The 13,608-nt window shown below is 70.4% G+C and carries 10 protein-coding genes; 4 read left to right on the top strand and 6 right to left on the bottom strand.

Annotated features, from left to right (window positions below; genetic code table 11):
- The coding region (locus tag EOINJALH_RS02285; protein WP_404872725.1) for a TIGR00645 family protein at nucleotides 1–635 on the top strand (635 nt) is incomplete at its 5' end.
- A 15-nt stretch (nucleotides 636–650) separates the two neighbouring features.
- Here EOINJALH_RS02285 and EOINJALH_RS02280 read toward each other — a convergent pair.
- From EOINJALH_RS02280 to EOINJALH_RS02270, 3 genes are read right to left on the bottom strand one after another with little or no spacing between them, the layout of a single operon-like run.
- Complete coding sequence (locus EOINJALH_RS02280; RefSeq protein ID WP_088278695.1) at nucleotides 651–3,308, bottom strand: bifunctional acetate--CoA ligase family protein/GNAT family N-acetyltransferase; 2,658 nt, start codon at nucleotides 3,306–3,308, stop codon at nucleotides 651–653.
- A gap of 50 nt (nucleotides 3,309–3,358) precedes the next feature.
- Nucleotides 3,359–4,564, bottom strand: a complete 1,206-nt coding sequence (locus EOINJALH_RS02275; protein ID WP_088278694.1) for a M20 aminoacylase family protein — start codon at nucleotides 4,562–4,564, stop codon at nucleotides 3,359–3,361.
- Nucleotides 4,565–4,574: 10 nt separating this feature from the next.
- Complete coding sequence (locus EOINJALH_RS02270; protein WP_088278693.1) at nucleotides 4,575–5,738, bottom strand: PLP-dependent aspartate aminotransferase family protein; 1,164 nt, start codon at nucleotides 5,736–5,738, stop codon at nucleotides 4,575–4,577.
- Nucleotides 5,739–5,849: 111 nt separating this feature from the next.
- Between EOINJALH_RS02270 and EOINJALH_RS02265 the strand changes: the two genes are divergently transcribed.
- Nucleotides 5,850–7,376, top strand: a complete 1,527-nt coding sequence (locus EOINJALH_RS02265) for a fumarate hydratase (protein ID WP_088278692.1) — start codon at nucleotides 5,850–5,852, stop codon at nucleotides 7,374–7,376.
- 18 nt (nucleotides 7,377–7,394) lie between these two features.
- Here EOINJALH_RS02265 and EOINJALH_RS02260 read toward each other — a convergent pair whose 3' ends face one another.
- The 3 genes from EOINJALH_RS02260 to EOINJALH_RS02250 all read right to left on the bottom strand — a co-directional run bounded on the left by EOINJALH_RS02260 (nucleotide 7,395) and on the right by EOINJALH_RS02250 (nucleotide 11,583).
- On the bottom strand, nucleotides 7,395–9,176 hold the full coding sequence (locus EOINJALH_RS02260) for a diguanylate cyclase (RefSeq protein WP_158219620.1): 1,782 nt from the start codon (nucleotides 9,174–9,176) through the stop codon (nucleotides 7,395–7,397).
- Nucleotides 9,177–9,332: 156 nt separating this feature from the next.
- Nucleotides 9,333–10,556, bottom strand: a complete 1,224-nt coding sequence (locus tag EOINJALH_RS02255; RefSeq protein ID WP_310732248.1) for a mechanosensitive ion channel domain-containing protein — start codon at nucleotides 10,554–10,556, stop codon at nucleotides 9,333–9,335.
- Nucleotides 10,557–10,647: 91 nt separating this feature from the next.
- A complete protein-coding gene (locus EOINJALH_RS02250; RefSeq protein ID WP_088278689.1) occupies nucleotides 10,648–11,583 on the bottom strand; it encodes a histone deacetylase family protein in 936 nt (311 codons plus the stop codon).
- A gap of 37 nt (nucleotides 11,584–11,620) precedes the next feature.
- On the opposite strand from EOINJALH_RS02250, the gene EOINJALH_RS02245 reads away from it, so the two are divergent.
- The gene (locus EOINJALH_RS02245) at nucleotides 11,621–12,550 is read left to right on the top strand and encodes a MoxR family ATPase (RefSeq protein ID WP_088278688.1); all 930 of its coding nucleotides are present in this window, start codon (nucleotides 11,621–11,623) and stop codon (nucleotides 12,548–12,550) included.
- Nucleotides 12,551–12,635: 85 nt separating this feature from the next.
- Entirely contained in the window at nucleotides 12,636–13,577 is a 942-nt protein-coding gene (locus EOINJALH_RS02240; protein WP_088278687.1) for a DUF58 domain-containing protein, read from the top strand.
- Nucleotides 13,578–13,608: the final 31 nt, after the last annotated feature.

Genomic DNA, 13,608 nt, shown 5'->3' with positions numbered 1-13,608 from the left:
CGCCCCAACCGCCCCAGATCAAGCTGTCGCCGCTTCCGAACCTCATCTTCGCCAGCCGCTGGCTGCAATTGCCGCTGTACGTGGGCCTGATCCTGGCTCAGGCGGTGTACGTCTTCCAGTTCTGGGTCGAACTGGTCCACCTGATCGAGGCGGCCTTCGGCAACCAGACGGCGCTGGCGATGCTGGTGAAGAGCACCGGCTACAAGGCCATGGCCATCTTCGGAGCGGACGGCACGACGGTGGTTGGCTACGAGCCGGTGAAGGCGCTCAACGAGACCATCCTGATGCTGGTGGTGCTGGCCCTGATCGACGTGGTGATGATCAGCAACCTGCTCATCATGGTGATCATCGGCGGCTACGAGACCTTCGTCTCTCGGCTGCGACTCGACGGCCATCCGGACCAGCCGGAGTGGCTGAACCAGGTGAACGCCTCGGTGCTGAAGGTGAAGCTGGCCACCGCGATCATCGGCATCAGCTCGATTCACCTGCTCAAGACCTTCATCAACGCCGACAACTACACCGAGAAGGTGCTGCTGTGGCAGACGGTGATCCACATCGCCTTCCTGTTCTCGGCGCTGGCCATCGCGATGTCCGACCGCATCATGCACCCGCCGGGGGCCGCCGGCGATCACTGATCGCCGAAAGGCGCCTCACAGCGCCAGGCTGAGCTCGACGGTGCCCTCGCCGGGCCGCGAGGCCTGGCGGACGAAGCCGAGCTCACGCGCAAGGTCCAGCATGCGGGCATTCTCGACCAGCACGGTGGCGGTCAATCGGCGCGTGCCGCGGCCGCGCAGGGTGCGGATCAGCTTGTCCATCAGCCGTTCACCGAGTCCGGCACCCTTCAGTTCCGAGCGGACGATGATGCCGAACTCGGCCTCGATGTTGTCCGGGTCGATCACCGCACGCGCGACGCCCAGCGTCTTCTCCTGGCCGTCCGCGCCCTGCTCCACCGCGACGAAGGCCACCTCCCGGGCGTAGTCCACCTGGGTCAGCCGGGCCAGTTCGGTGCGCTCGATGCTGCGGCGGCTGTAGAACACGCGCATGCGGATGTCCTCGGGCGCCAGGTGCGCCAGGAACTCGAGGTGCTGGGCCTCGTCCTCGGGCCGGATCGGTCGCAGGGTCAGCGCCCTGCCCTGCCAGCTGAGCGGCTCGACCTCGTGCGCCGGGTATGGCTGGATCGCGAAGTGCGCCGCACCCGACGGGCGTGCCGCGCTCAGGCGGATGCGCGCGTCCAGCGCCACGGCGCCACGCTCGTCGACGAGCAGCGGATTGATGTCCAGTTCGGCCAGCTCGGGCAGGTCGGCCAGCAGTTGCGACACCGCCAGCAGCACCCGGGTCAGGGCCGCCGCATCGGCCGCCGGCGTGTCGCGGTAGGCGGCCAGCAGGCGCGACACGCGGGTGCGCTCGACCAGCGCGCGGGCCAGCGGTGCGTTCAGCGGCGGCAGCGCCAGGGCCCTGTCGGCCAGCACCTCCACCGCCACGCCGCCCTGGCCGAAGAGGATCACCGGGCCGAACACCGCATCGACCGATGCACCCACGATCAGTTCGCGCGCATGGGCGCGGCGCACCATCGTTTGCACGGTGAAGCCCGCCACCTGGGCATCGGGTCGGCGGGCGCGCACGCGCTGCAGCACGGCCTGCACCGCGTCGCGCACCGCAGCATCGTCCTCGAGGTCGAGCACCACGCCGCCGACGTCGCTCTTGTGGGTGATCTGCGGCGACAGGATCTTCAGCGCCACCGGGTAGCCCAGCGACCGCGCCGCCGCCACCGCGGCCTGCGGATCGGCCGGCACAGTGCGCGTGCTGGCCACGGGGATGCCGCAGGCCTCGAGCACGGCCTTGGCCTCGGGCTCGCTGAGCCACTCGCGCTGCTCGGCCAGCGCCGCCTGCACCAGCGTGCGCACGGCCGCCAGGTCGGGGGCCTGCTCGGCCACCCGGGCCGGCGGCGCCTCCAGCAACTGCGCCTGGTTGCGGCGGTAGGCCACCAGCATCGAGAAGGCGCGCACCGCATCTTCGGGCGTCGGGTAGCAGGCGATGCCGGCGTCGTGGAAGATCCGGCCGGCCTCTTCCACCGCCGGCCCGCCCAGCCAGCAACCCAGCATGCGGGGCGGTTGGCGGCTGGCCCGCGGCGCCAGGGCGCGGGCGATCTCGGCACTGGGCACGATGGCGGTGGGCGCGTGCACGAACAGCACGGCCTCGGCCGCCGCATCGCCCTCCAAGGCCTCCAGGGTGTTCACATAACGATCTACTGGCGCGTCTCCGATGATGTCCACCGGGTTGCCATGCGACCAGTTGGCCGGCAGCACCGCGTCGAGGCGGGCCATCGCCTCCGGGCCAATCTCGGCCAGCTCGATGCCTTCCTTGGCCGCGGCATCCGCCGCCATCACCCCCGCACCGCCGCCGTTGGTCAGCACCAGCAGGCGCTCGGCGCGGTTGCCGCGCCAGCGCGACAGCGTCTCGGCGGCGAAGAACAGTTCCTGCAGCGTGTCCACGCGCAGCATGCCGGCACGGCGGATGGCCGCGTCGAGCACCAGGTCGGAGCCGGCCAACGCCCCGGTGTGCGACGCCGCCGCCCGCTGCCCCTGCTGCGAACGGCCGGCCTTGACCACGATCACTGGCTTGTTGCGCGCCGCCGCCCGCGCGGCCGACATGAACTTGCGCGCCGACTGCACCGATTCGATGTACAGGAGGATGGCGCGCGTCTTGGCGTCGCTGGCCAGGTAGTCGAGCATGTCGCCGAAGTCGACGTCGGCATGTTCGCCCAGCGACACCACCTGCGAGAAGCCGATGCCGCGGCCGCGCGCCCAGTCGAGCATCGCCGTGACCAGCGCCCCCGACTGGGACACGAAGGCCAGTTCGCCCTTCAGGGCGCAGGTGTGGGCGAAGCTGGCATCGAGGCCGATGCCCGGCACCTGCAGCCCGATGCAGTTGGGCCCCAGGATGCGCAGCAGCGTGGGCCGCGCGGCATCGAGCATGGCCTGGCGCTGGACGGGGTCGAGCCCGGCCGTCAGCACCACGGCTGCGCGCGTGCCCCGCGCCGCCAGTTCGGCGATCACGCCGGGCACGGCGGCCGGGGGCGTGCACACCACCGCCAGCTCGGGCGCCTCGGGCAAGGCGGCCACCGAGGCGTGCACCTCGTCGCCGTCGATCCACTGGGCCCGCGGGTTCACCGCGAACCTGGGGCCTGCGAAGCCCGCCGCGCGCAGGTTGCGCCAGACCAGGGCGCCCACGCTGCCCTCGCGGCCGGACGCACCGATCACGGCCACCGAGGCCGGATCGAACAGGGAATCGAGGTTTCGGATGCTCATGACCACCCACTGTGCCTTGCTGCAGCGCCGCAAGGCTGATGAATCTCAAGTCATGGCCGCGGCTCGGCCAGCCAGGCCTCGGCCAGGCGCACCCAGTAGGTGGCGCCCAGTGGCAGCAGCGCGTCGTTGAAGTCGTAGCTGGGGTTGTGCAGCATGCACGGGCCCATGCCGTGGCCGGCGTGCCGATGCGCGCCATCGCCATTGCCGATGAAGGCGTAGCAGCCGGCCTTGGCCTGCAGCATGAAGGCAAAGTCCTCCGAGGCCATGCTCGGCTCCTGCACGCGGGCCCCCTCCGACCCCACGATGCCGGCGATCACCTGGGCGGCGAAGGCCGCTTCGCGTTCGTGGTTGACCACCGGCGGTGCGCGGCGCTGGAACTCGAACTCGCAGCCGGCGCCGTGCGCGACGCAGGTGTGCTCGGCGATCTCGCGCATGCGGCGTTCGACCAGGTCGAGCACCTCGGGGCGGAACACCCGCACCGTGCCCTCGAGGCGGCAGCTGTCGGGCACGACGTTGGTGGCCTCGCCCGTGTGGATCATCGTCACCGAGACCACGGCCGTGTCGATCGGCCGCACGTTGCGGGCGACGATGGCCTGGAAGGCCGCCACCATCTGGCAGGCCACCGGCACCGGGTCGATGGCCAGGTGCGGCGCGGCCGCATGGCCGCCGCGGCCGCGCACGGTGACGCTGAAGGTGTTGGCCGCGGCCATCACCGGCCCCGCGCTGACCGCCAGCGAGCCCACCGGGTAGCCCGGCCAGTTGTGCAGGCCGAACACCGCCTCCACCGGAAAGCGCTCGAACAGGCCCTCGGCCACCATCGCCTGCGCGCCGCCCCGGCCTTCTTCGGCGGGCTGGAAGATCAGCACCACGGTGCCGTCGAAATCGCGCGTGCGGGCCAGGTGCTGCGCCGCCGCCAGCAGCATCGCGGTGTGGCCATCGTGGCCGCAGGCGTGCATGGTGCCGGGCGTGGTGCTGGCATGGGCGAAGGTGTTTTCCTCGCGCACCGGCAGCGCATCCATGTCGGCGCGCAGGCCGATGGCCCGGCCGCCCGCGCCGCCATCACGACCGTGCACCACGCCGATGACGCCAGTGCGGGCCATGCCGCGGTGCACCTCGATGCCCCAGCCGGCCAGTTGCGACGCGACCAGGTCTGAGGTGCGGTGTTCCTCGAAGCCCAGTTCCGGGTGCGCGTGCAGGTCGCGCCGAAGCCGGGCCATCGCCTCGGCATCATGGACGAGGGCGTGGATCAGCGCCATGCCGGGCCGCTCAGCGGTGGGCCCGGTCCAGCGCCTGTTCGAGGTCGGCGATCAGGTCGTCGACCGATTCGATGCCCACCGACAGCCGCAGCAGGTCGGCCGGCGCCGGCGTGCCGGCCCCTTCGACGCTGGCACGGTGCTCGATCAGGCTCTCGGTGCCACCCAGCGAGGTGGCCCGTTTCCACAGCCCGGTGTGCGCGGCCACGGCGATGGCGGCCGCCTCGCCTCCCGAAGGGCCCCCCTTCACGCGGATCGACATCATCCCGCCGAAGCCGCCGTGCATCTGCCGCGCCGCCACCGCGTGGCCGGGCGCGCCGGGCAGGCCCGGGTACAGCACCGCGGCCACCTGCGGGTGCTGCGCAAAGTGCTCGGCGATGCGCTGCGCCGACTGCGTGGCCGCGCGCACGCGCAGGTGCAGCGTGCGCATGCCGCGCAGCAGCAGCCACGACTCGAACGAGCCCAGCGTGCCGCCGATCTGCGCCCGCACCTTGCGGATGCGCTGCCACAGCTCGTTGTCCTCGCGCGTGACCAGCGCCCCGGCGATCAGGTCGGAGTGGCCGTTGAGGTACTTCGTGGCCGCGTGCATGACGAGATCGGCCCCCAGTGCCAGCGGCTGCGACAGCACCGGCGTGGCCACGGTGGAATCCACCGCCAGCACCGCGCCGGCGCGGTGGGCGATGTCGGCGGTGGCGGCGATGTCGGTCACCGTCCACAGCGGGTTGGCCGGCGTCTCGATCCACACCAGCTTGGTCTTGCCGGGGCGTACCGCCGCCTGCACCACGGCTGGGTCGGTCATGTCGATCAGCTCGACCTGCAAGCCCCACGAGGTGGCGAAGGTCATCAACCAGTTGCGCAGCGACCAGTACATCACCTTCGGCGCCAGCACGTGGTCGCCCGGCGCCAGCGCCTGGAACACCGCCGTGGCCGCGGCCATGCCCGAGGCGAACAGTGCCGCCTGCGCGCCCTGCTCCAGCGCGCACAGCAGCGCCTCGGCCTGGTCGAAGGCCGGGTTGTCGGCGCGGGCATAGACGCGGCCGGAGCGGTACTGGTTGTCCTCGTCGCGCAGGTAGGTCGACGAGACGTGGATCGGCGGGGTGATGGCCCGCGTGCGCTCGTCGATCCAGCCCATGGCCTGGGCGGCAAGGGTTTCGGGGCGTGCGGTCTTGGCGTCCATGGCGAAGTCCCCGAGCGGGACCGGGTGGGCTGGCGAGGCTGCATCGTATGTCAGGCTTGCCGAAGGCCGCGTGGCTACACTCGAAGTCCCCCCTGTTGACCGCCTGCCGCCATGACCACGACCATCCGCCACGACGATCTCGTCGACAGCGTCGCCGCCGCCCTGCAGTACATCAGTTACTACCACCCGGCCGACTTCATCGCCCACCTGGCGCGAGCCTACGAGCGCGAGCAGGGCCCGGCGGCCAAGGACGCGATCGCGCAGATCCTCACCAATTCCAAGCTGTGTGCCGAAGGCCGCCGGCCCATCTGCCAGGACACCGGCATCGTCAACGTGTTCCTGAAGATCGGCATGGACGTGCGCTTCGAGGGCTTCCCCGGCTCGATCGCCGACGCGGTGAACGCCGGCGTGCGCAAGGGCTACCTCGACCCCGACAACGTGCTGCGCGCGTCGGTGCTGTCCGACCCCATCTTCGACCGCAAGAACACCAAGGACAACACGCCGGCCGTCATCCACATGGAAGTGGTACCCGGCAGCACGCTCGACGTCACCGTCGCGGCCAAGGGCGGCGGCAGCGAGAACAAGAGCAAGATGTACATGCTCAACCCCAGCGACGACATCGTCGACTGGGTGCTCAAGACCGTGCCCACCATGGGCGCCGGCTGGTGCCCGCCGGGCATGCTGGGCATCGGCGTCGGCGGCACCGCCGAGAAGGCCGTGCTGCTGGCCAAGGAATCGCTGATGGACGAGATCGACATGTTCGACCTGCTCGCCCGCGGCCCGCAGAACAAGCTCGAAGAGCTGCGCATCGAGCTCTACGAGAAGGTCAATGCGCTGGGCATCGGCGCCCAGGGCCTGGGTGGGCTGACCACCGTGCTCGACGTGAAGATCAAGACCTTCCCGACGCACGCGGCCAGCAAGCCGATCGCGATGATCCCCAACTGCGCCGCCACGCGCCACGGCCATTTCGTGCTCGACGGCTCGGGCCCGGCCTTCATGGAGCCGCCGTCGCTCGACCTGTGGCCCGACGTCACCTGGGCGCCCGACTACAACAAGAGCAAGCGCATCGACCTGAACACGCTGACCCCCGCCGAGGTGGCCAGCTGGAAGCCCGGCGACACGCTGCTGCTCAACGGCAAGATGCTCACGGGCCGGGATGCCGCGCACAAGCGCATCCAGGACATGCTGGCCAAGGGCGAGCCGCTGCCGGTGGACTTCACCAACCGCGTCATCTACTACGTCGGCCCGGTCGACCCGGTGCGCGACGAGGTGGTCGGCCCGGCCGGCCCCACCACCGCCACGCGCATGGACAAGTTCACCGAGATGATGCTGGCCAAGACCGGCCTGATCTCGATGGTGGGCAAGGCCGAGCGCGGCCCCACGGCCATCGAGGCCATCAAGAAGCACAAGAGCGCCTACCTGATGGCCGTCGGCGGCGCCGCCTACCTGGTGGCCAAGGCCATCAAGGGCGCCAAGGTGGTGGGCTTCGCCGACCTCGGCATGGAAGCCATCTACGAGTTCGACGTGAAGGACATGCCGGTCACCGTGGCGGTCGATTCCAGCGGCACCAGCGTGCACAACACCGGGCCGAAGGAATGGCAGGCGAAGATCGGCAAGATCCCGGTGGCCGTGGCCTGATCGCCCAACGCGGCAGCGTCAGGCCGGCGCCGCCACCAGGGTGTTCCGGCCGCTCTGCTTGCCGCGGTACATCGCCGCGTCGGCGCGTTGCAGCAGGTCGGCAGGGTCGTCCAGCGGCAACCCGGCCATGGCGAAGCCGATGGTGGCCCCCACGGCCGCCGTCCGGTCGTCGGCCAGGCTGAAGGGCTGCTGGAACTGAGCCAGGAGCTTCTGCCCGATGGCGTCGGCCCGCTCGTCGTCGCCAAGGCCGAACACCGCCACGACGAACTCGTCGCCGCCCAGGCGGGCCACCACGTCGGTGGGCCGCACGGCACGCGTCAGGCGCTGCGCCGCCTGGCGCAGCAGTTCGTCGCCAGTGTCGTGGCCCCAACGATCGTTCACCAGCTTGAACCCGTCCAGGTCCAGCATGAACACCGCCAGGCGCTGGCCCGGCGCGGACCGGCGACCGTCGGCCGATGCACCCTGCAGCCATTCCAGCAGACCTCTGCGGTTGCGCAGTCCGGTCAGAGCGTCGGTGTGGGCCAGGTGGTGGAGGTGCTCGTGCTCGTGCTGCGCCGCGGCGGCCGCCTGCCGCAGTTGCTCGAGGCGGGTGCCCAGCACCATCAACCAGCACACCATCTCGGCCGCAAAACTGAACTGCGCCGCATGCAGGGTGAAGAAGGTGACCGGCAGGAACCCGAGCAGCAGGGCGATCATCAGGCTGACGCCGGCGATGTAGATCGTGCTGCCCATCAACAGGTAGGCCGCCGCGCGGTCACCGCCGCGAACGCGTTTCAGGATCACCGGGAACACCACCGCCAGATGCCCGATCACCAGCACCATGCTGCTGCCCGATGCCACGCGGTAGGGCACCACCTGCAGCATGAACAGCACCGCCCCCAGGGCCGCCAGCGCGCCGATGACCCGCATGGCGCGGGCCGCCCTGGGTGCGTGCGAGGGCATGTCCAGCGCGCCGACGAAGAAGTGCACGTTGGCCATCACCATGAGCATGGGCACCAGCGCCGGCAGGTTCCCGGCCCACCAACTGCTGTGGGGCCAGAGGTACTGCGGTCCGGTGCCGTACACGGCCTGCGAGAACAGCCACGATGAGATCAGTGCGCCAGAGTAGGCCAGGAACAGCGACTCGCGACGCTGCACCCAGTTGACGAGGCTGTAGAGGATCATGAACAACCACAGGCCGCTCATCAGCCCCTGAAACGCCTGCTCCCGGGATTCCTCCTCGCCCAGCGCGCTTTGCTGCAGCAGGGCGATCGGCACCAGGGTGGCCGTGGGCGTCTTCACGCGCACCAGCACGTCGAAGCGCTGCCCGGGCGGAAGCTGCAGCAAGGTGCTCAGGCCGCGGGTGCGTTGTTCCCGGTCGGCAAAGGGCACCAGGGTACCCAGTTGCGCCAGGTGCACCCTCTGGCCGAACGCATCGAACACCCTCACCTGCACGTCGTGCAGCAGGGCATAGTGAAACCGCAGCGACCAGATCGGCGACGCGTCTGCCTCGATCTGCACCGGCAGGTGCAGCCAGGTGGCCCCCGCCCGTGGCCCGAGGTTGGCATAGGGCGTCTGCGGTGGCTCGAAGCGAGACAAGGCCGCCTTCGCCGCCGTGGCGTCCAGCCGCTCTTCAGGGTCGGCCAGCACCCGCAGGGCCTTCCAGGCGTCGACCACCGGCTCGTTCGCACGCAGGTGCAGCGGTTCGACCGCACCCGCGGCGGCGGCAGCGGTGAGGCCCCAGGTCGACAAGACCACCGCGCACGCGAGAGCCCGCCCGATCAGGCGCAGGACATCGAGCGATCGGCTCGCAAGGTTCACGTGGGGCATTCGGACTGTGGTGCGGTGGTCATCGGCACACTTGCGGTGCGTGCACAGCAGGCCGCTGCGCGCGGGTGTGTCGGAATGCTCGGCCCACCGCGGAAGGTGCGCCGCCACGGTGCGCCTGGCAGGCCAGCGCGCGTCATCGGCAGACGCTCAGCCGGGCTGCCGCATCACCCGCTGCGGGAACGGGATCTCGACACCCTGGGCGTTCAGCAAGCCCAGCACGGCCAGGTTGACGTCGCTGCGCACGTTGCCCTGGCCGTTCTCGATGTCGGCGATCCAGAACACGATGGTCAGCTCGAGGCCGTCGGCGGCAAACTGGCTGAGCTGCACCGACGGTGCCGGGTCGTCCAGCACGCGCGGCACCACCCCCACCGCGGCCACCATGCGGGGCATCAGTGCCGACAGGTCGGTGCCGTAGGACACCTGCACGGTGGTCGTCATGGCCACCTTGGGATCGGCGAACGAGCAGTTCTCGACCCGCTGCGTGATCAGCAACTCGTTCGGCACGATCGATTCGCGGCCGTTCTGGGCACGGATCACGGTGTAGCGGGTGGTGATGTCGGTGATGCGGCCCTCGAAGTTGTCCACCTTCACCACGTCGCCGATGCGCAGCGAGCGCTCGGCCAGGATCACGAAACCCGACACGTAATTGGCGGCCAGCTTCTGCAGGCCCAGGCCGATGCCCACGCCGACCGCGCCGCCCAGCACCGACAACGCCCCCAGCGGGATGCCGGCGGCGGACAGCGCCAGCAGCAAGCCCACCAGCAGCAGCAGGGCACGCGTGGCGTTGGCCGCCATCTTGCGCACCGACAGGTTCACGCCGTCGGCCTTCAGCAGGCGGGCCTCGATGGTGGCCGACAGCCACAGCACCAGCACCAGCACCACCACCGCCGACAGCGCCCCCTCGACCAGGCTGCGCAGGCTGACCTGCGCGCCGGCGATGTGCCACTGGATCGCCTCCATCTCGGCCAGCACCAGCGGCAGCAGGTCGGTGAGCCACAGCACCAGGACGATCCAGACCATCCACGACACCGTGCGCTCCAGTGCGCGCACGATGCGCGACGTGGGAAAGGCCACGTGCAGCACCCGCACCGTGACGCGGATGACGGCCAGGCTGGCCAGGATGGGCACGGCCAGCTTGAACACCGCCAGCGGCAGCTGCGACTTCAAGGTCCAGCGCGCCGCCAGGGCGAAGCCCAGGGCCAGCAGCGGGAACAGCACGCCATCGAAGCCGCGGTCGCCGAACCACACGCCGCCAGTCTCACCGCGGTGGAGCAGGCGCACCACCGCATAGGCGCCGACCAGGCACAGGGCCAGCGCGCCGAGTTCGGCCAGCGCCGTGGGCCGCAGCAGGGCGGCCAGCAGATCGTTCAAGGAATCGGGGCTCGACATCGGTCGGTCAGACGCCCGGCGAAGGCAGCCCGCGCTGCGGACAACGGATCGTGCGGGTCACCCGTCGGCCAGCTCACACGTCGGCCAGCACCCGCACGTGGGCCACCACGCTGCGCGCCAGCGCGCTGAGCGCATAGCCGCCCTCGAGCACCGAGACGATGCGGCCCTTCGAATGCCGGTCGGCCAGGCCCTTGAGGCGGCGGGTGATCCACTCGTAGTCGGCCTCGACTAGGCCGAGCTGCCCGAGATCGTCTTCGCGGTGGGCGTCGAAACCGGCCGAGATGAAGACCATCTCGGGGCGGAACTCCTCGAGCCGGGGCATCCACATGGCGTCGATGATCTCGCGGATCTCCATGCCCCGGGTGTAGGGAGGGATCGGCACGTTGACCATGTTGGTGCCCATGGGCACAGCGCCGCTGTTGGGGTACAGCGGGTGCTGGAAGAAGCTGGCCATCAGGATGCGGTCGTCGCCGGCAATGATGTCTTCGGTGCCGTTGCCGTGGTGCACGTCGAAATCGATGATGGCCACCCGCTCGCAACCCAGCACGTCGAGCGCATGGCGCGCCCCGATGGCCACGTTGTTGAAGAAGCAGAAGCCCATGGTCTCGTCGCGCGTGGCGTGGTGGCCGGGCGGCCGCACGGCGCAGAACGCGTTGACCACGTCGCCGCGGAACACCGCCTCGGTGGCCGCGATGGCAGCGCCGGCCGAGCGCAGCGCGGCCCGCCAGGTGCCCGGGCAGGCCACGGTGTCCATGTCGAGGTGACGCGGCTCGCCGCTTTCCTGCACCTGCTCGAGGAAATCCTTCAGCTGGAGCACGTAGTGCGCCGTGTGCGCGCGCTCGATCTGCTCGAGCGTGGCCAGCGGTGCATCACGGTGCAGCAAGGCCATGTCCAGGCCCGACGACAGCAGTTGATCGGAGATGGCATCGAGGCGTTGCGGGCACTCGGGGTGGCCGGCGCCCATATCGTGCAAACGGCACTCGGCATGTGTGTAGAACGCGGTGGACATTGTCTCGCTCAGGGTCTTTTCGGATATCGTGCCACGCATGCCTGATCCAGAACTTGCGCGGCGTCTCACAAGGCTCACAGACCAGATTAGCACGATCATCGTCGGCAAGCGGTCACAGATCGAGGACTGCGTCGCCTGCATGCTGGCCGGAGGCCACCTGTTGATCGAGGACGTACCCGGCGTGGGCAAGACGACGCTGGCGCACGCACTGGCCATTTCCCTGGGCCTGAAGTTCTCGCGCGTCCAGTTCACTGCCGACCTGATGCCGTCCGACCTGGTCGGTGTCAGTGTGTACGAACGCAGCAAGGAGGCCTTTGTCTTTCATCAGGGCCCGGTCTTCACGCAGGTGCTGCTGGCCGACGAAATCAACCGCGCCGGGCCCAAGACGCAGAGCGCGCTGCTCGAGGCGATGGAAGAGCACCAGGTCACGGTCGAGAACGACACGCGCCCGCTGCCCCACCCCTTCTTCGTCATCGCCACGCAGAACCCCACCGACCAGTTGGGCACCTACCCGCTGCCCGAGAGCCAGCTCGACCGCTTCCTGATGTGCATCACGCTCGGCTACCCCGACCGCCTGTCCGAGCGATCGCTGCTGGCCGGCGAGGACCGGCGCCACGCGGCCGAGCGTGCCGGCGCCATCATGACGCCGGCCGAACTGCTCGAGGCCCAGGCGGTGGTCATGAAGGTGCACGTGTCGGAAGCCCTGCTCGACTACCTGCAGGCCCTGATCGCCGCCACGCGCTCGGGCCAATGGTTCGTCGAAGGCCTCAGCCCGCGGGCCGGCATCGCCATCCTGCGCGCCGCACGCGCCCGCGCCTTGCTGGCCCAGCGCGACTACGTGGCCCCCGACGATGTGCAGGCGATCCTGCCGCAGACCGCCGCGCACCGCCTGGTGCCGGTGGCCAGTGCCGGCCGTGGCCGCGTCGAGCAGGTGCGGGCCATGGTGGAGGCCGTGGGCCTGCCGTGAACCTTCGGCGAGGCTGCGGGTCGGACGCCCGTTCGGTCGCCCGTTCGGACGGACGGACACTCGGACGTCCCTTGAGCGTCGCACCATGATCCTGGACAGGTTCCGCAACTACCTCGAGAACCGCCTGCCGCGCAGCGACAGCTGGGCGCTGACCCAATCCTCGATCTACATCCTGCCCACCCGCGCCGGCTGGGCCTTCGCGGTGACATTGGTGGTGATGCTGCTCACCTCCATCAACTACCAACTCAATCTCGGCTACGTGCTCACCTTCCTGCTGTGCGGCGCGGGCCTGGTGGCCATGCAGCAGACCCATGCCAACCTGCGCGGACTCACCCTGCGCGTGCGCAGCCCGCAGCCGGTGTTCGCCGGCGAGCCGGCGCCCATCGACATCGTGCTCGACAACCCGGGCCGCGAGCGCCACGGCCTCGGCCTGGGGCTGTACCGCGCCGGGCACAAGGGCATGGCCTGGGTCGATGCGCCGGCCCTGGGCGCCGGCTCGGCCCGGCTCAGCTTCGTGCCCCAGCGCCGTGGCCGCCACCTGCTGCCCACCATCATGGCCGAGACCAACTTTCCGCTCGGCCTGTTCCGCGCCTGGACGGTGTGGCGGCCGGCCGCCGAGGTGCTGGTCTATCCGCGGCCCGAACAGCCGGCGCAGGCGCTGCCCGCGCTGCAGCAGGCCCCTGGCGCCGTCCATGCGGCGCAGCACGGCAGCGGCGGCGAATTCGAGGGCGTGCGCGCCTACCGCCGCGGCGACCCGATGCGCCAGGTGGTGTGGAAGAAGGTCGCCCGCAACAACGAACTGGTCAGCCGCGACGCCAGCACCAGCGCCAGCCAGGAGCTCTGGCTCGACCTGCCGCGCGGCCTGCCCGACACCGAGGCGCAGCTCTCGCGCCTGGCCGCCTGGGTGCTGGCCGCCGACCGGCTGGGCGTGAACTACGGCCTGCGCCTGCCCGGCCATGAACTGCCCTGCGCGTCGGGCGACGGGCAGCGCCGCACCGCGCTGCAAGCCTTGGCCTGCTGGCAGTAGACGCGCTGACGCCGTGACGACCCCGCCCACC

This window comes from Ideonella sp. A 288 (assembly GCF_002198735.1).
In the GTDB taxonomy this organism is placed as follows: Bacteria; Pseudomonadota; Gammaproteobacteria; order Burkholderiales; family Burkholderiaceae_C; genus Pseudaquabacterium.
This window is presented reverse-complemented; position numbering and strand designations above follow the sequence as displayed.

Excerpts from the sequence above, each read along its gene's own strand:
- EOINJALH_RS02280 (WP_088278695.1), bottom strand. The coding sequence starts at position 3,308 with ATGAGCATCCGAAACCTCGATTCCCTGTTCGATCCGGCCTCGGTGGCC.
- EOINJALH_RS02275 (WP_088278694.1), bottom strand. The coding sequence starts at position 4,564 with ATGGCGCTGATCCACGCCCTCGTCCATGATGCCGAGGCGATGGCCCGG.
- EOINJALH_RS02270 (WP_088278693.1), bottom strand. The coding sequence starts at position 5,738 with ATGGACGCCAAGACCGCACGCCCCGAAACCCTTGCCGCCCAGGCCATG.
- EOINJALH_RS02265 (WP_088278692.1), top strand. The coding sequence starts at position 5,850 with ATGACCACGACCATCCGCCACGACGATCTCGTCGACAGCGTCGCCGCC.
- EOINJALH_RS02250 (WP_088278689.1), bottom strand. The coding sequence starts at position 11,583 with ATGTCCACCGCGTTCTACACACATGCCGAGTGCCGTTTGCACGATATG.
- EOINJALH_RS02245 (WP_088278688.1), top strand. The coding sequence starts at position 11,621 with ATGCCTGATCCAGAACTTGCGCGGCGTCTCACAAGGCTCACAGACCAG.
- EOINJALH_RS02240 (WP_088278687.1), top strand. The coding sequence starts at position 12,636 with ATGATCCTGGACAGGTTCCGCAACTACCTCGAGAACCGCCTGCCGCGC.